We start from the raw sequence: 17,665 nt of genomic DNA, 5'->3' as shown, positions 1-17,665 counted from the left end.
GGTTCCCGGATCTCTCAGTTACCAGGTGTTCGGCATGCGTCCGTGCCCACGCACCGTCGTCGCGGGTGCCGGCGCAGGGATTGGCCGCGTGCCACCTAGCACTCTATACACGAGAGTGCTAGCACTCAAGGCCGGGTATCGACAAGATCAGGCCACTTGTGCCTGCACGACGGGCAGACCCGGATCGCTCACGGCATCCAGCGGGGACGGCCGCGCCCCGGCCGCAATCAGGTGCGCCGCGAACGAGGCGATCATCGCGCCGTTGTCGGTGCACAGGCGTGGTCGCGGAACCCGCAGCGTCAGCCCGTTGGCGGCGCACCGCTCCTCGGCCAGCTCACGCAGCCGCGAGTTCGCCGCCACGCCGCCGGCGATCAGCAGCGTCGAGACGTCGAGCGCCTTGGCGGCCCGCACCGCCTTGAGCGTCAGCACGTCGGCAACCGCCTCCTGGAATCCGGCCGCCACATCCGCCGTCGACGCCTCCGGGTGGCTTTCGACGTACCGGGCGACCGCCGTTTTGAGCCCGGAGAAGCTGAACGCGTACGGATCGTCGCGCGGGCCGGTCATACCCCTCGGGAACACGATCGCGTCCCTGTCACCCTCGCGGGCCAGCTCGTCGAGCACCCTGCCGCCGGGATAGCCCAGGCCCAGCAGGCGCGCCACCTTGTCGTAGGCCTCTCCTGCGGCGTCGTCGACGGTGCTGCCGAGTTCGACGATCGGCTCGCCCAGCGACCGCACGTGCAGCAGGTTGGTGTGCCCGCCCGAGACCAACAGACCGATGCTCTCCGGCAGCGGGCCGTGGTCGTAGACGTCGGCGGCCAGGTGCCCACCCAAGTGGTTGACGGCGTAGAACGGCACCTGCCATGCAGCCGAATAGGCCTTGGCCGCGGCCACTCCCACCAGCAGCGCACCTGCCAGGCCCGGCCCGATCGTCGCGGCGACGACATCGGGTTTGGCCATCCCGGCCGCCTGCAGTGCGCGGCGCATCGTCGGACCCAACGCCTCCAGGTGCGCGCGGGACGCGATCTCGGGAACCACCCCACCGAAGCGGGCGTGTTCATCGACGCTGGACGCGACCTCGTCGGCGAGCAGCCGCACCGATCCGCCGGCACCCAGTTCAGCGATGCCGACGCCGGTTTCGTCGCAGGAGCTCTCGATGGCCAGGATGATCGTCATGTCGGGTCTCGCCGCATCGTATAGGCGTCGGCGCCGCTGGCCCGGTAATACCGTTTGCGCAGACCCACATTCGCGAAGCCGAAGCTTTCGTACATCTTGATCGCCGCTTCGTTGTCGGTGCGAACCTCGAGGAACACGCAGCCACCCGAGGCGTGGTCGAGCAGCTCGGCCAGCATGCGCTTGCCGATCCCCTGGCCCTGATAGGCGGGGTCGACGCCGATGGTGTGGATCTCGTACTCGTAGGGCTTCTTCCGGCCCAGCCGGGCGATGCCCGCGTAGCCGACGAGCTTGTCGTGATCGCGTGCGGCGACGTAGCGGATGTGCTTGGCGGCGAGTTCGGCGAGGAAGGCGCGCTCGGGCCACGGATCGTCGCCGTCGAACAGCTGGGCCTCCAGCTCGGCGCACCTGGCCGCGTCGGACGGCTTCAGCGGCCCGTAGGTGATGCTCATCGCCTGACCACCGAGGGTTTGGCGTCGGGCCGGCGCAGGTAGAGCGGGACGAGCGGCGCCGGCTCGGCGTCCCAGTCCGCCACCGCGCGCACCAGTCCCGAAGCGGTCGGATACACCGGAGCCTGGCGCGGCAGGTCGAACAGCGCCGCGTGCTCGGGCGAGCCGGCGACCGCAGTGGCACCTGCGGGCACGTCCGCGGCTGCGCAGACGGCGGGTCCATCGGTGCGCACCCCGTCGCGGTAACGCGCCCAGTAGACCTCACGACGACGCGCATCCGTCACCACGAGCACGTCGCCGACGGTGTCCACCCCGATGGCATCGAGGCTGCAGACGCCGTGGACCGGGATGCCCAGCGCGTGCCCGTAGGCCGCGGCGGTGGCCATTCCGACGCGCAGGCCGGTGAACGGTCCCGGGCCACAGCCGACCACGACCGCGGCCAGCTCGTCGACGCCGATTCCCGCGTCCGCCAGCGCCTGCACCGCGTTCGGGGTGAGCTGCTCGGCGTGCGCCCGCGCGTCGACCGTCACCCGCTCGGCGAGCACCTGCAGTCCGTGGAGGCGAACGACGCCCGCCGTCACCGCGGGCGTCGCGGTGTCGATGGCCAGTACGTTCACGCCTTGCTCCACTCCCACACCGCGGTGCGCACCTCGGTGTCGCGGGCACGCTCGAGCCGCACGTCGAGGTGGCTGTCGGAGAGCCGTTCGGCCAGCCCCTCGCCCCATTCGACGACCACGACGGCGTCGTCGAGATCGGTGTCCAGGTCCAGCGAGTCGAGTTCGGCGAGCAGGTCGACCGACGGGTGGTCGAGGAGGCGATACATGTCGACGTGAATCATGGCCGGCGCATCCGATCGGCGGGCCCGGTGTACGCGCGCCAGTACGAAGGTCGGCGAGATCACCGGCCCCTGGACATCCATCGCTTGCGCAATACCCTTGGCGAGCACGGTCTTTCCCGCGCCGAGCGGTCCGGACAGCACGACGACGTCACCGGCGTGCAGTTGTCCACCGAGTTCGGCGCCGAGCGCGACGGTGTCCTCTGCGGTCGGCAGTTCGGCCGTGCCCGAGCGGCGTTCACCCATTGTTGCGGACCTTCTCGCGCACCCGCCTCGTCAACGCGACGAGCTTGGACGGTGTCGCACGTTCGACGAGTCGGACCAGCGCCTCGTTGATCGCCTCGGGTTGTTCGAGTTGAACGAGATGTCCTGCGCCACCGACGATCACCAACTGCGCCTTCGGGAGAACCGCGGCCATGGCTTGCGAGTACTCCATCGGGGTCAGCAGGTCGCGGTCACCACACGCGATCAGGGTCGGCACCTTGGCCAGCGTGGTCAGCCCGTCGATCTCGTTGTGCACCTCGAGCGCATGCAGGAACTCGACGAGCGTCGCGATCGGTGTGCCGTGCATCATCCTCTCGGAGAACGCCACGACACTCGGACTGATCTTTTCGTCGCCGTAGGAGCCCGCGCGCAGGATCGGCGCGATCACCGACTTCGCTGCGCCGCGGGTGCGGTGCACCATCTTGGGTGCGTACCGCACCGCAAAGCGCACCGCCTCCAGTGCGGGGTTCTTCAAGATCTCCCCCACCGGCGATCGCGAAACGCCTTCGGCCGCGGAGGCGATGATCGCGGCACCGACGATCCGCTTCGGATAGTGCTGCGGGAACTGTCGCGCGTGTGACAGCACGGTCATCCCGCCCATCGAGTGCCCGACCAGCACCACGGGACCGCGCGGGACCACCACCGTCAACACGGCTTCCAGATCCTGTCCGAGTTGGGTGACGGTATAGGTCTCGGGCGGTGCTTCGTCGGACTGGCCGTGTCCGCGCTGATCGTAGAACACCATCCGGACCTGGGGCCCCCACTGCTCGGTCAGCCTGACGCGCTGAAAGTAGAAGGCGCCCATCCGTAGACAGAATCCGTGCGCGAACACCACGGTCAGCGGCGCGTCCTGCGGGCCCACCTCGCGGACCGCCAGCGAGACGCCGTCGGGCGTGGTGACGACGGAACTGCGGTCGGCGTCGAGTAGCTCGAAATCCTCGTCCTTGTAGTGGTCCACGGTGTCGAGTCGACGCCGCAGCGAGCGTGCGGCCGACATTCCCGCTGCACTACCGACCGCTGTCAGGCCTGCCGCGCCCGCGAGCCAACGCCCGTTCGAGTTGCGGCGGCGGCCCGGGCCCGGAATTTCGTCGTCCATCAAGGCGTCTCGTCCATCGTTGCCGTATAGGTCCGCACGAAGCGGCCACGCGGAGTGGTCACGATCTCGTAGTTGATGGTGCCCAGCAGGTCGGCCCACTCCTGAGTCGTCGGCTCGCCGTGCGTGCCCGGCCCGAACAGGATCGCCTCGTCACCCTCTGTGACTCCGCTCGCCGGTCCGAGGTCCACGACGAACTGGTCCATGCAGATCCGGCCGACGTTGCGGCACCGTCGGCCGTTGATCAGCACATCGAAGCGGTTGCTCAACGGACGGAACACCCCGTCGGCGTAACCGACCGGCAACAGCGCCACGGTGGTGTCGCGATCGGCGACCCAGGTGTGCCCGTAGGACACCCCGTCGCCCGCCCGTATCGACCGCACCAGTGCCACAGGGCATTTCAGAGTCATCGCCGGACGCAGGCCCATGTTCCCGCGCTCGGGTATCGGGGTCTGACCGTACACCGCGATACCGGCGCGCACGAGGTCGAAGGCCAGGTCCGGCCGCGTCATCGCGGCCGGGCTGTTACTCAGGTGGGTGATCTCGAACTGCACGCCCCGTTCGGCCGCATAGGTCCGCATCTCGCTGAGTCGCTGCGCCTGTAGGTCGTTGAGCGGATCGTCGGGTTGGTCGCCGTGCACCAGGTGCGACATCAGCCCCCGCACGCTGATCGCGTCGTCGGCCTGCGCCCGCTTGAGCGCGGCGACCATCGCCGGGTAGTCGGCACGACCGACGCCGTTGCGGCTCAGCCCGGTGTCGACCTTCACGGTCACCAAGGCGCCGCGCCCGGCCCGTGCGACACCGTCGATCAGTTCATCGAGCTGGCGCACCGACGACACCGCGATCTGGACGTCGGCGGCCACGGCCGGCGCGAAATCGATACCCGGCGGGTGCAGCCAGGCCAGCAGCGGAGCCGTGATGCCGTCGCCGCGCAGCGCCAACGCCTCGGCGATGGTCGCCACCCCGAGTTCGGACGCTCCCGCGGCGAGCGCGACCCGGCTGACCTGCGTGGCGCCGTGTCCGTATCCGTCGGCCTTGACGACGGCCATCACCTGCGCGGTGCCCGCGAGGTCGCGCAGCAACCGCACATTGTGCGCGATCGCGTCCAGGTCGACCACCGCCTGGGGGGCCGCGGTCGCGGTCGGCGTCGTCAGCTCGGTCGTGTGCATCGTCGTTTCACCACGGCCGATTGTCCCAGACGGGCGAGCAGCGGCCCGACGCTAGTGCGCGAAGGGCTGCAACTGGTTGAAGTGGCCGCGGGGTTTGAGCTCGTCGAGGTGGGAGAGCACGGTGACCATGTCGTCGTGCAGCGCTCGGGCCAGGTCCGCGGAGAATCCCTCCCGCACCACGATGCGCAACATCGTGACGTCGGTGGCGCCCTCCGGCATCGTGTAGGCGGGCACCTGCCAGCCGAACGCGCGCAGAGCCTGCGAGATGTCGAACTCCGTATAACCGAAATCGCCGGCGAGCTTGAAACTCACCACCGGGATCGCCGATCCGTCGGCGACGACCTCGAAGTGTCTGCTTTCGCGCAATTGGTCACCCAGCCACCGCGCGGTCTGCGAAAGAGACTGCATCACTTGTAGATAGCCCCCGCGCCCGAGCCGGAGGAAGTTGTAGTACTGCCCGACGACCTGGTTGCCGGGTCGGGAGAAGTTCAATGTGAAGGTCGGCATGTCGCCGCCGAGATAGTTGACGTGAAAGACCAGGCCCTCGGGCAGGTACTCCGCGCTGCGCCAGACCACGAAGCCGATTCCGGGGTAGGTCAGGCCGTACTTGTGCCCGCTGACGTTGATGGACACCACGCGCGGGAGCCGGAAGTCCCATTCCAGGTCCGGATGCAGGAACGGCACCACGAAGCCACCACTGGCCGCATCGACGTGGACCGGGATGTCGAGGCCACCACCGTCCGCGAGTTTGTCGAGCGCGGCACAGATCTCACCGATGGGTTCCAGTTCCCCGGTGTAGGTGGTGCCCAGGATCGCCACCACTCCGATGGTGTCCTCGTCGATGTTGTCGAGCACCTGTTCGGGCGTGATGACGTAGCGGTCCTCCGCCATCGGCAGGTACCGCGCCTCGACGTCGAAGTAGCGGCAGAACTTCTCCCAGACCACCTGAACGTTGGCGCCCATCACCAGGTTCGGTGTGCGGCCCTTCCATTTGTCGCCGACGCGTTCGCGCCACCGCCACTTCATGGCGAGCCCGGCCAGCATCACGGCTTCGCTGGAACCGATCGTCGAGACACCGATCGCGCTCGACGGGTCGTCGTCGCGCAGGTCTTCGGCGTGGAACAGATCGGCCACCATGCACACGCAGCGCTGCTCGATCGCGGCGGTCGCCGGATACTCGTCCTTGTCGATCATGTTCTTGTCGAATGTCTCGGCCATCAGCCGTTCGGCCTGCGGGTCCATCCATGTCGTGACGAACGTGGCCAGGTTCAGCCGGGAACTGCCGTCGAGCATCAGTTCGTCGTGGATGAACCGGTACGCGGCGTCGGGGTCCATCGCATCGTCGGGCAACCGCAGCGACGGCACCGGCGCCATCGCCAGTCGTCCGGTGTAGGCGGGGGCGACCTGGGGTGCGTGAGGACGCGTGGGCGACATGAGATTTCCTCTCGTTGCTGACTTGGCTTACAAGCTGGCTATGGCGGTTCGGACGTGCGCGAGGATGCGGGACGCCGAAGTCGGGGCGGGATGCGGCCCTGGATCGGAGGCGGCCAGGTTCGCGGCGCGGGCGTGGACGAACGCCGCCGCCGCGGCGGCCTCGCCGGCGGGCAGGCCCGCGGCAAGCAACGCGCCGATGACGCCGGTGAGCACGTCACCGGAACCCGCTGTGGCGGCCCAGGATTGGCCTGCCGGATTGAGGTACACCGGGCCGCCCGGTTCGGCGATGACCGTCACGTTGCCCTTCAGCAGCACGGTGACGCCCAGCCGGTCGGCCAGCCTGCGGGTGGCACCGACGCGATCGTCGCCGGGCGCGGAACCGGCCAGGCGCGCGAACTCGCCGGCGTGCGGCGTCAACACCGTCGGCGCCTTCCGGCCGTCGACCAGATCGGGGTGGGCGGCCAGGATCGTCAACCCGTCGGCGTCGACGACCACCGGCAGTCCGCTTTCCAACGCAAACCACAGTGCCGAAGCGCCCGTGTCATCGGTCCCCAGCCCGGGACCCACGGCCCAGGCCTGCACCCGTCCCGATGCGCCGGCACTGGGCGCGGCGATCACCTCAGGCCACTGCGAGAGCACCTGCTGTCCGGCGGTTCCGGCGTACCGGACCATGCCCGAGGTCGCCGCGACCGCCGCACCGGTGCACAGCACCGCGGCACCGGGGTAGGTTGCCGAGCCGGCGAGGATGCCGGTCACCCCCTGCGTGTACTTGTCGTCGGTTGGTCCGGGCACCGGCCAGCGAGCGGCCACGTCGGTGGCGTCGAACGACACCATGTCGGACACCGGCAGGTCCAGCCCGATGTCGATCAGTTCGACGTGACCGCAATCCCCCAGTGCGTGAACCGGTTTGAGACCGCCGAACGTCACGGTCAAGGCCGCTCGCACGTGGGGCCCGTCGGTGACCCCGGTCTGCACGTCGACGCCGCTGGGGATGTCGACGGCCACCACCGGAACGCCCGCCTCATCGACGGCGGCGAACACTTCGGCGGCATCCGGCCGCAGCGGCCCGGACCCGGAGATCCCGACCACGCCGTCGATCACGAGATCGGTGCCGGCCGGAACCGATCCGACGACCCGTCCACCGGCAGCGGTGAACGCCGCGAGCGCCTTGCGGTGGGTGCGCTCCGGGTTGAGCAGGATGGCGGCGGCCCCCGCACCGCGCCGGCGCAGGAACGTCGCTGCCCACAGCGCGTCGCCGCCGTTGTCACCGGACCCGACCACGGCGCAGATGCGCCGCCCGGAGATTCCGCCGGTGCGCAGCACCAGTTCCCGCGCGATCACGACGGCAAGACCGTTGGCGGCGCGGCGCATCAGGGCACCGTCGGGCAGGGACGCCAATAGCGGCGCTTCAGCCTCGCGAATCTGGTCCGCGGTGTAGTAGTGCCGCATCGCTGCCCACGTTAGTGGTAAACGGTGCCGAGAGGCTCAGTTTCGACCGTCTGCCTCCGCCCAGAAATCGACTGCCCGTTCGGCTATCTCGACTGCGTACTCACCGTTGATCGCATGCGAGGCGCCGGGCCACACTTCGACCCGACCCCGCCGAAGCAGACGGCGCGCCCGCTCCGCCGCCGTGGCGGCGTCGTGCATCACGCTGCGCCCCCCGATCAGGGCCAACACCGGTATGTCCAGTGAGCGCAGCTGTTCGTCGGTGATCATCTTCGGAATCGCCTTGCGAACGGTGTAATCGGTTGCACCCGAGGAGATCAGCGCCGCTTCGGTTGCCGCCCGGTCGATGTCGGCGCCACCGGAGATCCAGCGGAGCACACGCTTGCGCAGTTTCTCGGGCACGCCGGGGACGATCAACGCGGGCGAGGCCAGGACCGCCTTGAGCGCGACCGGAGCGAAGGTGAACACCGGGTCGAGCAGCACCAGCGAGGCGGCGCGACCAGGGCGGCGAGCGGCGTAGTTGACCGCCGTCCACCCGCCGATCGACACCCCCATCAGATGCACCCGGTCCAGCCCGGCGCCCGCGAGGGCCTCGTCGAGCCATTGCGCCTCGTCGTCGGGGCCGGTGATCGGCTTGTCCTGCACCGACAGCCCCGCCTCGCCGAGCAGGTCGATTCCGATCACCGTTCGGTGCCGTTGCAGGAGCGGGATGTTGCCGCGCCACATGGGGACCGAAGCGTTGCGACCGGGAAGCAGTACGACGGGCGTCAGATCGGGCGGCCCGGCGAACCGGTACATGCGCACCGAGCCGAATGATGTTGCAACATCGTGTGTTTCGGCGACTTCGGGGAGCTGTGCCATCGCGGTTCGGTAGACCTCGAGGAAGTGGCTGCGAGCCCGACCCCCCTTGAAGTCCCCGACCCGGCCCGGCACTACTCGACGGTGACGGACTTGGCCAGGTTGCGGGGCTTGTCGACGTCATAGCCGCGAGCCTGCGCCACGCCCGCGGCGAACACCTGTAGCGGGATCGTCGACAGCAGCGGCTGGAAAAGCGTTGACACGGCCGGGATCTCGATCAGGTGGTCGGCGTAGGGGCGGACCGTCTCGTCACCCTCCTCGGCGATCACGATGGTGACCGCGCCGCGCGCCTGGATCTCGCGGATGTTCGAGAGCAGCTTGGCGTGCAGCATCGGCGCGTTCTTCGGTGACGGCATCACGACGATGACGGGGAGGTCGTCCTCGATCAGGGCGATCGGACCGTGTTTGAGTTCACCCGCCGCGAAGCCCTCGGCGTGCATGTACGCGAGCTCCTTGAGCTTGAGCGCTCCTTCGAGCGCGACGGGGTAGCCGACGTGCCTGCCGAGGAAGAGCACCGTCTGCGATTGGGCGAAGCGGTGCGCCAGCGCCCTGACCGGTTCGACGATTTCGAGCACCCGGGCGACGAGCTCGGGCATGGCCTCCAGCTCACGGTATTCGCGCTCCACCTCGTCGGGGTACTTCGTGCCGCGGGCCTGCGCGAGCGCAAGGCCGACAAGGTAATTGGCCGCGATCTGGGCGAGGAAGGTCTTCGTCGACGCCACCCCGATCTCGGGTCCGGCGCGGGTGTAGAGCACCGCATCGCATTCGCGCGGGATCTGGCTGCCGTTGGTGTTGCAGATCGCCAGCACCTTGGCCTTCTGCTCCTTGGCGTGGCGCACCGCCTCGAGGGTGTCGGCGGTCTCGCCGGACTGCGAGATCGCCACCACCAGGGTGTGGCTGTCCAGAACCGGGTCGCGGTAACGGAATTCGCTGGCCAGCTCCGCCTCGACGGGCAGCCTCGTCCAGTGCTCGATCGCATACTTGGCCAGCAACCCGGAGTGGTAGGCGGTGCCGCATGCCACGACGAAGACCTTGTCGACCTCACGCAGCTCCTGATCGGACAGCCGCTGTTCGTCGAGCACGATGCGGTTGTCGACGAAGTGGCCCAGCAGCGTGTCGGAAACCGCGGCGGGCTGCTCGGCGATCTCTTTGAGCATGAAGTACTCGTAGCCGCCCTTTTCGGCAGCCGACATGTCCCAGTCGATATGGAACGACCGGGCACTCGCGCCGTCGTCCACGCCATTGAAGTCGGTGATCCGGTATCCGTCGGCGGTCACGACCACCGCCTGATCCTGGCCGAGCTCCACCGCGTCGCGGGTGTGCTCGATGAACGCGGCCACATCCGAGCCGACGAACATCTCGCCGTCACCGACGCCGACCACCAGGGGCGTGGAGCGGCGCGCCGCCACGATCGTGCCCGGGTCGTCGGCGTTGGCGAACACCAGCGTGAAGTGCCCTTCGAGGCGCCGCAGCACCGCGAGCACGGACGCGGGGAAATCTCCGGCGGTGGGACCGTGGTGGAACTGCCAGGAGACCAGGTGCACCGCGACCTCGGTGTCGGTGTCGCTGGCGAACTCCACGCCGGTCTTCTCGAGTTCGGCCCGCAACGCGGCGTAGTTCTCGATGATCCCGTTGTGGACGACGGCGATCTTGCCAGCGGCGTCGCGGTGCGGATGGGCGTTGCGGTCGGTGGGCCTGCCGTGGGTGGCCCATCGGGTGTGGCCGAGGCCGGTATTGCCCGCGAGGCTGGACGCCTCGGTGTCGGCCAGCGCGGCTTCCAGGTTGGCCAGCCGCCCGGCCCGACGCCGGACCGTGAGCCCACCGTGTCCGTCGAGCAGAGCGACGCCCGACGAGTCGTAGCCTCGGTACTCCATCCGGCGCAGCGCGTCGACGACAATGTCGCAGGCAGGACGCTGCCCGACGTAGCCGACGATTCCGCACATAGGCATTCAGGGTAGTGCAAGAGCGGCTCAGAACCTCGTCGGCTACGGTCGTCTGGTGGCCAGCACGAAGAAGCTCTTCAAGGCCCTGACCCGCCGCGGCCCGCACCGCGTTTTGCGAGGTGACCTGGCCTTCGCCGGGCTTCCCGGTGTCGTGTTCACCCCTGATTCCGGCTTCAGCCTGCCCGGCGTGGCGTTCGGCCACGATTGGCTTGCGGCGGCCGACCGCTATTCCGGCACGCTGGAGCATCTGGCGTCGTGGGGCATCGTCGCCGCGGCGCCGGCGACCGAGACGGGATTGGCCCCGTCGGCGCTCAACTTCGCCTATGACCTGGGCACGACGCTCGACATCATCACCGGTGTCCGGCTGGGACCGGGAGAGATCAGCGTGCATCCCAACAAGCTCGGCGTCATCGGCCACGGGTTCGGCGGGTCCGCTGCGGTGTTCACCGCGGCGGGAATGCCGGTCAAGCCGAAATCCGTCGTTGCGATCTTCCCCACAGTGACTGCGCCGCCCGCCGAGGAGCCCGCGGCAACGCTGCAGGTACCCGGCCTGGTTCTCAGCGGTCCGGGCGATCCGATGACGCTGCGGTCCAACGCGGTCGAGTTGGCCAGGGCGTGGGACAAAGCGACGCTGCGCACGGTCAACGGGGCCAAGCCGGGCGGGCTGATCGAGGGCCGTCGGCTGGCCCGCGCCGTCAGACTGCCGGGAGCCGACCGCAGCACCCAGAAGGTGGTGCGGGCGCTGATCACCGGCTACCTGCTGCACACCCTGACCGGTGACAAGACCTACCGCGACTTCGCCGATCCCGACATCGCCCTGCCCAAGGCCCCGAACGTCGACCCGTTCGCCGAAGACCCGGTGGCTCTGGAGAACAAGGTTGTCGCACTGCTGAAGCCCTGAGCGTGATCAACCAACCGGTTGGGTGTATAACTCGATGATGCGCACCGGGATCTTCCTCAACTACACCGACGGCTTTCTGCAGGCCGTCGATCAGGTCGTCGAGCTCGAGAAGGTCGGCGTCGACCTCGCCCTGGTGGCCGAGGCGTACTCGTACGACGCGATCAGCCAGCTCGGTTTCCTGGCGGCCAAGACGACGCGCATGGAACTCGGGACCGGCGTCGTGCCGATCTACATCCGTACGCCGACGTTGTTGGGGATGACGGCCGCGGGCCTCGACTACGTCTCCGGCGGCCGGTTCCGGCTCGGCATCGGCACGTCCGGCCCTCAGGTGATGGAGGGTTTTCATGGCGTGCCGTTCGACGCGCCGCTGGGACGCACCCGGGAAGTGGTCGAGATCTGCAGGCAGGTGTGGCGCCGCGAGCGCGTGCAGTTCGACGGCAAGCACTATCAGATTCCGCTGCCCAGCGAGGGACCCGGGGCCCGGGGCACGGGCCTGGGTAAGCCGTTGCAGTTGATCAATCACCCTGTGCGCGACCGTATTCCGATCACAATCGCCGCGTTGGGGCCCAAAAACGTCGAACTCACCGCAGAGATCGCCGAGGGTTGGCAGCCGGTGTTCTTCCTCCCCGAGCAGGCCGACACCGTGTGGGGTGAGGCGCTGCGTGCCGGATTCGCCAAACGCGACCCCTCGTTGGGGCCACTCGATGTCATGGTCAGCGCTCCCCTGGCCATCGGCGAGGACGTCGACGACCGGTTGTCGTGGGTGAAGCCGCAATTGGCGTTGTACATCGGCGGCATGGGTGCGCGCGGCCGCAACTTCTACCACGACCTGGCCACCCGCTACGGGTACGGCGAGATCGCCGACACCATCCAGGACCTCTACCTCGCCGGCAAGAAGGCTGAGGCGATCGCGGCGGTACCGGATGACCTGGTCCGCAGCGTGTCGCTGGTCGGGCCGCGCGGGTTCGTCAAGGAGCGACTGGCCGCGTTCGCCGAAGCCGGTGCGACGACGCTTCTGCTGCAGCCACTTTCCGTCGACCGGCGTGAAATCCTCGATTTCGTCGAGGAACTGCACGGCTTGCTGCCTTAGCCGATTACGCCGAACGGCGCTGCCCCTGTACAGTGGGCACAGCGGCATCTTCTGTTCTGCCTTTTGCCGCATCGCCGAAGGCGATAATCGACCCAGTTCGATCGTCACACCGAGCGCCGCGGATCATCCGCGCCGGGCAGGACGACCACCCTGAACTTTCGGAGTTTTACTTGTCTGTGCAAATCCCCTGTGGCACAACCGTGCCCACTTTCGCCGACCTCGGCCTGCCGAAGGCCGTCGTCGCCACTCTTGCCGCCGACGGCGTCGAGTCACCCTTCCCGATCCAGGCGGCGACGCTGCCCGACTCGCTGGCCGGTCGCGATGTCCTCGGCCGCGGTCGCACCGGATCCGGGAAGACATACGCCTTCCTGCTGCCCGTGGTGACGAGACTCACTGCGAACCCGGCCAAACGCGTCCCCGGCCGCCCGCGCGCACTCATCCTCGCGCCGACGCGCGAACTGGCCGCCCAGATCAGCGCGTCGCTCGCACCGCTGGCCGCGGCCACCGACCTGCGCACGGTGACGATCATCGGCGGCGTCGGACCCAACCCCCAGATCCAGGCGCTGCGTCAAGGCGTCGACATCGTCATCGCCTGCCCGGGCAGGCTCGAAGATCACGTCAAATCACGCCATGCCGACCTGTCGGGTGTCGAGATCACCGTGCTGGACGAGGCCGACCACATGGCCGACCTCGGCTTCCTTCCCCCGGTGAAGCGCCTGCTGGACAAGACCCCTCGCAACGGGCAGCGCATGCTGTTCTCGGCCACCCTCGACGGGGGCGTCGACGTTCTCGTGAAGCGATACCTGACCGATCCCGTTGTGCACAGCGTCGATTCGGAGCAGTCACCGGTGACGGCGATGGAACACCACGTGCTGCATGTCGACAAGGGGTCCCGCCTCGGCGTACTGGCCGACCTGGCCGCGTCACCGGGCCGGACCATCGTGTTCGCGCGCACCAAGCACGGTGCCAAGAACCTTGCCCGACAGCTGAACTCGCGCGGTGTGTCAGCAGTGGAGCTGCACGGCAACCTGTCCCAGAACGCGCGCACCCGCAACCTCGCCGCGTTCTCCGATGGCTCGGCGACCGTACTGGTCGCGACCGACATCGCCGCGCGAGGCATCCACGTCGACGACGTGAGCCTCGTCGTGCATGCTGACCCGCCCGTCGAGCACAAGGCCTACCTGCATCGGTCCGGACGCACGGCGCGCGCCGGGGCCGACGGCACGGTGGTGACGCTGATGCTCGACGAGCAGGTGTCCGACGTGCGACAGCTGACCCGTAAGGCCGGCGTGAAGCCGACGATCACCCGATTCAGCGGCCCGTCGCATCCGGTTCTGGTGCAGATCGCCCCGGGCGAGCGAACGTTCGGTGATCCGATCGTCGCCAGCAGGCCCGAACCCGTGCGGCCACACCAGCCGTCGTCGGCCAGGGGTCGCCAGCAACGGCGGCGGCGCCCCACACGGTCGCGGCGGCCGGCGAGGGCTTAGCGCGGGCCGCACTGGAAGTTGCTCGGCGCAGCAAACTTTCAGTAGTAGCTGGCCCGCATTTCCATTGCGGCAACGCCGATTTGTCATCAATTTGGTTACTCAAACGTGACCACAGATGTGGTGATAATCGGGCAGCCTTGGGTATCCGGGTTTCACTCCTGAAGGGGGTGCGGCAATGGGAACGATCACCTACCCACCGCGCATCACGTCCGAGCGCAGTGTGCGAACCTCCGTGTCGCCCCGGGGCGACGTGCGTCACGAGATCGACAGCGGGGCCGTCCATTTCTGGTGCGACCACTGCGGTACCAACCACCGGAGCCGGTTGATTGCCGCCGAGTGCGTCCGGCTGCTGGTCAACGGCCCCGATCCGGGCTTCGGTTCGTAGCCCTCGCTCATTCGCCGACCTGCGGTAGCTCATCGGCGGCGATCTCGCACGGCGTACCGGCGTCCGGCGGCTCCGGCGACACCGCCAGCGGCTCAGGCGTCACCGCCGGCGGCTCGGGCGACACCGCCAGCGGCTCAGCAGGCACCCCCGGTGGTTCTGGAGGCACCGTCGCCGCCGGCTGTGGTTCGGGTTGACACATCGGCTCGGCGATCGCGGGATCGGTGACCTCGTCGGGCCCGGCCGCCTCATCGGTGATGTCCTCGCCGGCATCAGTTGCCTCTGAAGCCTCCTCAGCCTCTGCCGTTTCACTGTCGGCGCGTTCGTCGAGATCGGGCTCGGGCAGGACATTCGACTCACCATCGTCGATGGCGGCGTCGAGCGCACCGTCGCCCAGCAATCCGCCGAGCATGTCACCCAGTTGCTGACCGAAACTCGTAAGGCCGCCTCCGAAGTCGGGCATTCCTCCGCCGAGCGAAGGCAACGACGCAGCGGCCGCCGGCTGTGGGACCGGAGGTTCGGTCGGGAGCGACGGCGCGGGTGGCGGCGGCGCCGCAACTGGTACGGCAGGCGGTGCGAGCGGAGGCGGGGCCGCTGATCCGCCCCATCCGGCCGGTATGACGGAAGCCGGTACAGCCGGGTTCACCGCGACGCCTGAGGTCGGGATTACGGGGGGACCCGCCGCCGGAGATGCGGGGGCACCCGCCCCCGACGTGGGCGTCCATGCCGGTCCCAGCTCGCCGGGAATGTCGAACGCGGCTTCGGACTCGGACGCGAGCTCGGTTGTCGCCGCCACATAGGCCGCGTTGATCGCGTCGGCGGCCTCCCTCATCGCCGAAAGCCACTCACCGCCGATCACCGTGTCCACGAACGGCTTCACTTCGTGGTCCACCAACTCACTGGCGACCGCCCGGTCGCCGGCGCCCGTGGTGACGGTGTTGGCGGCCGCCAACCAGTCCGCGCGTCTGGCCTGCACACCGTCGCCGATGGCCAGCACCTTCGCCACTTTCTCGTCCACCGCCCGCCACAGCCGCTCGCGCAGATCGGCCAGCGCGGATGCGGCCGTCCGGACCGCCCCCGCAGCGATGGTCGCCGCCTCGTCGTGGCGGCGCAGAAACTCACGAGATGCGTTCGCGCCCAGGCCCTGCCACGCATCTGTCAGCGCGGCCAGCTGAGCTTCCTGGCGCGCGAGTGCATCCTCGGCAGCCGTCGCGGCCGCTTGCAGTGCAGCACAGTCGGCTTGGAGAGCGGCCAGGTCCAAACCGTTCTCGGCGGCGTACCAGTCGTGTATCTGGCCGGGGTGTGCAGTCAGACCCGGATGCCGGTAGCCCAAGCTCTGGCACGCCAGGACGTACTGAGCGACATCCCCGACGCCGGGCACCCCGTCGGCCAACCGCGCTGCCGCATCCAAGGTTTCGCTCATCTCAAGCCAACCGGTCGGCAGCGCGCGCGTCGGCCTCGGCGTACCGGTCGACGGACGCGCGAAGCGTGACGGCGATCTCGGCCGAGGCACGTGACCATCGTCGCAATTGATTCACCACGTCGTCGACCGTCGACCGCACCGCGTCACCTCCTGCGGCATAGGACCGCCCCGCGCACGCCCCGTCGAACGCCAAACCGTTGAGATGCGTTCGTACGGCGGCGTCGACGGCGTCGGCCACACCCTGGTATTGCCGCGCGACACTCAACAAGGCGGCGACATCGACACGTGATGCGTCCATATAGGAGTTGGACGCGCGGCGACCCCGACCGGTTCCACCCTCAGCGTTGCGCGCTGACCTGCTCGGCCACCCGAACGGCCAACTGCCGCGCGGTGTCTTCGTCGGCCGCCTCCACCATCACCCGCACGACCTGTTCGGTTCCCGACGGGCGCAGCAGGATTCGACCGGTGTCGCCGAGTTCGGCCTCCACCTCGGCGACCGCGGTGCGGACCGATGGCGCGTCGGCGACGGTCGCCTTGTCCGCCACCTCGACGTTGATCAGAACCTGAGGCAGCGTTTGCATCGGCGCGGCGAGCGCGGCGAGCGGGGTGCGCGTGTGCGCCATGCGCGACATCAACCGCAACCCGGTGACGATGCCGTCGCCCGTCGTGCCCCACGTCGGCATCACGATGTGGCCTGACTGCTCACCACCGAGCGAGTACCCGCCGGCGCGCAGCTCTTCGAGGACGTAACGATCCCCCACGCTCGTCGTGCAGACGTCGATCCCGGCCGCCCGCATGGCCAGGTGCAGGCCGAGGTTGCTCATCACGGTCGTCACCAAGGTGTTCGACGCCAGTTCGCCACTCTCCTGCATCGCCAGGGCGAGAATGACCATGATCGCGTCTCCGTCGATCACGCGCCCATGGGCGTCGACAGCGAGGCAACGGTCAGCGTCGCCGTCGTGCGCGAGGCCCAGGTCGGCTCCGTACGACACCACCGCGGACCGCAGCGTCTCCATGTGCGTCGAGCCGCAGCGCTCGTTGATGTTCAACCCGTCGGGCTGAGCATTGATCGTGATGACGTTGGCGCCCGCGGCCCGGTAGGCCTGCGGCGCGGCAGCCCAGGCCGCGCCGTTGGCGCAGTCGACGACGACGGTGAGTTGGTCCAGCCTGGTCGTGACGGCCTTGCCGACGTGTCGCAGATACCGGTCAAGGGCGTCCGCGGCGTCCACCACCCGGCCGATCCGGGCGCCGGTGGGCCGGCTTCCGGGACCCTGATGGACGAGTTCTTCGATCCGGTTCTCGGTGGCGTCGTCGAGTTTGTGGCCGCCGGGACCGAAGATCTTGATGCCGTTGTCGGGCATCGGGTTGTGCGAGGCGCTGATCATGACGCCGAAGTCCGCGTCATACGCGCTGGTCAAGTAGGCGACGGCCGGGGTCGGCAGTATCCCCACGCGCAACGCGTCGACGCCTTCGCTGGTCAGCCCGGCGATGACCGCTGCCTCGAGCATTTCGCCGCTGGCCCGGGGGTCGCGGCCGACGACGGCCACCCGCCTGGCGTGGCCACCGGCGGAGGCCAACCGGCGCGCCGCCGCCGACCCAAGGGCTAGAGCCAGTTCGGCGGTCAGATCCTGGTTGGCGACGCCGCGCACTCCGTCGGTGCCGAACAGTCGAGCCATGCCGACAAATTTCTCATAGATGGCGGCCGGAGAGCCAACCGCGTG

Annotated in this window: 17 protein-coding genes; 4 read left to right on the top strand and 13 right to left on the bottom strand. The window is 68.8% G+C overall.

What is annotated here, in order from left to right; genetic code table 11:
* Positions 1-147 precede the first annotated feature (147 nt).
* The 10 genes from tsaD to glmS are packed head-to-tail and all read right to left on the bottom strand — an operon-like array spanning position 148 to position 10,661.
* Entirely contained in the window at positions 148-1,173 is a 1,026-nt protein-coding gene (tsaD, locus tag AU072_RS08135; protein ID WP_064413307.1) for a tRNA (adenosine(37)-N6)-threonylcarbamoyltransferase complex transferase subunit TsaD, read from the bottom strand.
* Positions 1,170-1,622 carry a ribosomal protein S18-alanine N-acetyltransferase gene (gene rimI / locus AU072_RS08130; protein WP_064413306.1) on the bottom strand — a complete coding sequence of 151 codons (453 nt, stop codon included), beginning with the start codon at positions 1,620-1,622 and terminating at the stop codon, positions 1,170-1,172. Before rimI ends, tsaD begins: the two co-directional genes overlap by 4 nt.
* Positions 1,619-2,236, bottom strand: coding sequence for a tRNA (adenosine(37)-N6)-threonylcarbamoyltransferase complex dimerization subunit type 1 TsaB (gene tsaB, locus AU072_RS08125; protein ID WP_064413305.1), 618 nt, complete (start codon positions 2,234-2,236; stop codon positions 1,619-1,621). The genes rimI and tsaB overlap by 4 nt, the downstream gene beginning before the upstream one ends.
* Positions 2,233-2,700, bottom strand: a complete 468-nt coding sequence (tsaE, locus tag AU072_RS08120) for a tRNA (adenosine(37)-N6)-threonylcarbamoyltransferase complex ATPase subunit type 1 TsaE (RefSeq protein ID WP_064413304.1) — start codon at positions 2,698-2,700, stop codon at positions 2,233-2,235. Before tsaE ends, tsaB begins: the two co-directional genes overlap by 4 nt.
* Positions 2,693-3,814 carry an alpha/beta fold hydrolase gene (locus AU072_RS08115; protein ID WP_110765956.1) on the bottom strand — a complete coding sequence of 374 codons (1,122 nt, stop codon included), beginning with the start codon at positions 3,812-3,814 and terminating at the stop codon, positions 2,693-2,695. Before AU072_RS08115 ends, tsaE begins: the two co-directional genes overlap by 8 nt.
* Positions 3,814-5,001, bottom strand: coding sequence for an alanine racemase (gene alr / locus AU072_RS08110; protein ID WP_407937593.1), 1,188 nt, complete (start codon positions 4,999-5,001; stop codon positions 3,814-3,816). The genes AU072_RS08115 and alr overlap by 1 nt, the downstream gene beginning before the upstream one ends.
* A gap of 30 nt (positions 5,002-5,031) precedes the next feature.
* Positions 5,032-6,414 carry a glutamate decarboxylase gene (locus AU072_RS08105; protein ID WP_064413301.1) on the bottom strand — a complete coding sequence of 461 codons (1,383 nt, stop codon included), beginning with the start codon at positions 6,412-6,414 and terminating at the stop codon, positions 5,032-5,034.
* Positions 6,415-6,441: 27 nt separating this feature from the next.
* Entirely contained in the window at positions 6,442-7,863 is a 1,422-nt protein-coding gene (locus tag AU072_RS08100) for an NAD(P)H-hydrate dehydratase (RefSeq protein WP_064413300.1), read from the bottom strand.
* Positions 7,864-7,899: 36 nt separating this feature from the next.
* Positions 7,900-8,793 carry an alpha/beta fold hydrolase gene (locus tag AU072_RS08095; protein ID WP_064413299.1) on the bottom strand — a complete coding sequence of 298 codons (894 nt, stop codon included), beginning with the start codon at positions 8,791-8,793 and terminating at the stop codon, positions 7,900-7,902.
* Positions 8,793-10,661: a glutamine--fructose-6-phosphate transaminase (isomerizing) gene (gene glmS, locus AU072_RS08090; protein ID WP_064413298.1), complete on the bottom strand. Its 1,869-nt coding sequence runs from the start codon at positions 10,659-10,661 to the stop codon at positions 8,793-8,795. Before glmS ends, AU072_RS08095 begins: the two co-directional genes overlap by 1 nt.
* Before the next feature lie 55 nt (positions 10,662-10,716).
* On the opposite strand from glmS, the gene AU072_RS08085 reads away from it, so the two are divergent.
* The 4 genes from AU072_RS08085 (at position 10,717) to AU072_RS08070 (ending at position 14,524) form a co-directional block, all read left to right on the top strand.
* Positions 10,717-11,562: a dienelactone hydrolase family protein gene (locus AU072_RS08085; protein ID WP_064413297.1), complete on the top strand. Its 846-nt coding sequence runs from the start codon at positions 10,717-10,719 to the stop codon at positions 11,560-11,562.
* 37 nt (positions 11,563-11,599) lie between these two features.
* A complete protein-coding gene (locus tag AU072_RS08080) occupies positions 11,600-12,652 on the top strand; it encodes an LLM class F420-dependent oxidoreductase (RefSeq protein ID WP_064413296.1) in 1,053 nt (350 codons plus the stop codon).
* 200 nt (positions 12,653-12,852) lie between these two features.
* Positions 12,853-14,139 carry a DEAD/DEAH box helicase gene (locus AU072_RS08075; RefSeq protein ID WP_064413295.1) on the top strand — a complete coding sequence of 429 codons (1,287 nt, stop codon included), beginning with the start codon at positions 12,853-12,855 and terminating at the stop codon, positions 14,137-14,139.
* 175 nt (positions 14,140-14,314) lie between these two features.
* Positions 14,315-14,524: a hypothetical protein gene (locus AU072_RS08070; protein ID WP_064413294.1), complete on the top strand. Its 210-nt coding sequence runs from the start codon at positions 14,315-14,317 to the stop codon at positions 14,522-14,524.
* A 7-nt stretch (positions 14,525-14,531) separates the two neighbouring features.
* On the opposite strand, the gene AU072_RS08065 is transcribed toward AU072_RS08070, so the two are convergent.
* From AU072_RS08065 to glmM, 3 genes are read right to left on the bottom strand one after another with little or no spacing between them, the layout of a single operon-like run.
* Positions 14,532-15,944 carry a hypothetical protein gene (locus AU072_RS08065; RefSeq protein WP_064413293.1) on the bottom strand — a complete coding sequence of 471 codons (1,413 nt, stop codon included), beginning with the start codon at positions 15,942-15,944 and terminating at the stop codon, positions 14,532-14,534.
* Between the two features lies 1 nt (position 15,945).
* Complete coding sequence (locus AU072_RS08060; protein WP_064413292.1) at positions 15,946-16,242, bottom strand: DUF7162 family protein; 297 nt, start codon at positions 16,240-16,242, stop codon at positions 15,946-15,948.
* A 40-nt stretch (positions 16,243-16,282) separates the two neighbouring features.
* Positions 16,283-17,620, bottom strand: a complete 1,338-nt coding sequence (glmM, locus tag AU072_RS08055) for a phosphoglucosamine mutase (RefSeq protein WP_064413291.1) — start codon at positions 17,618-17,620, stop codon at positions 16,283-16,285.
* Positions 17,621-17,665 lie beyond the last annotated feature (45 nt).

Source organism: Mycolicibacterium novocastrense (genome assembly GCF_001499835.1).
GTDB lineage: Bacteria > Actinomycetota > Actinomycetes > Mycobacteriales > Mycobacteriaceae > Mycobacterium > Mycobacterium novocastrense.
The sequence above is the reverse complement of the archived record's forward strand: the minus strand, read 5'-3'. Positions and strand labels throughout refer to the sequence as shown.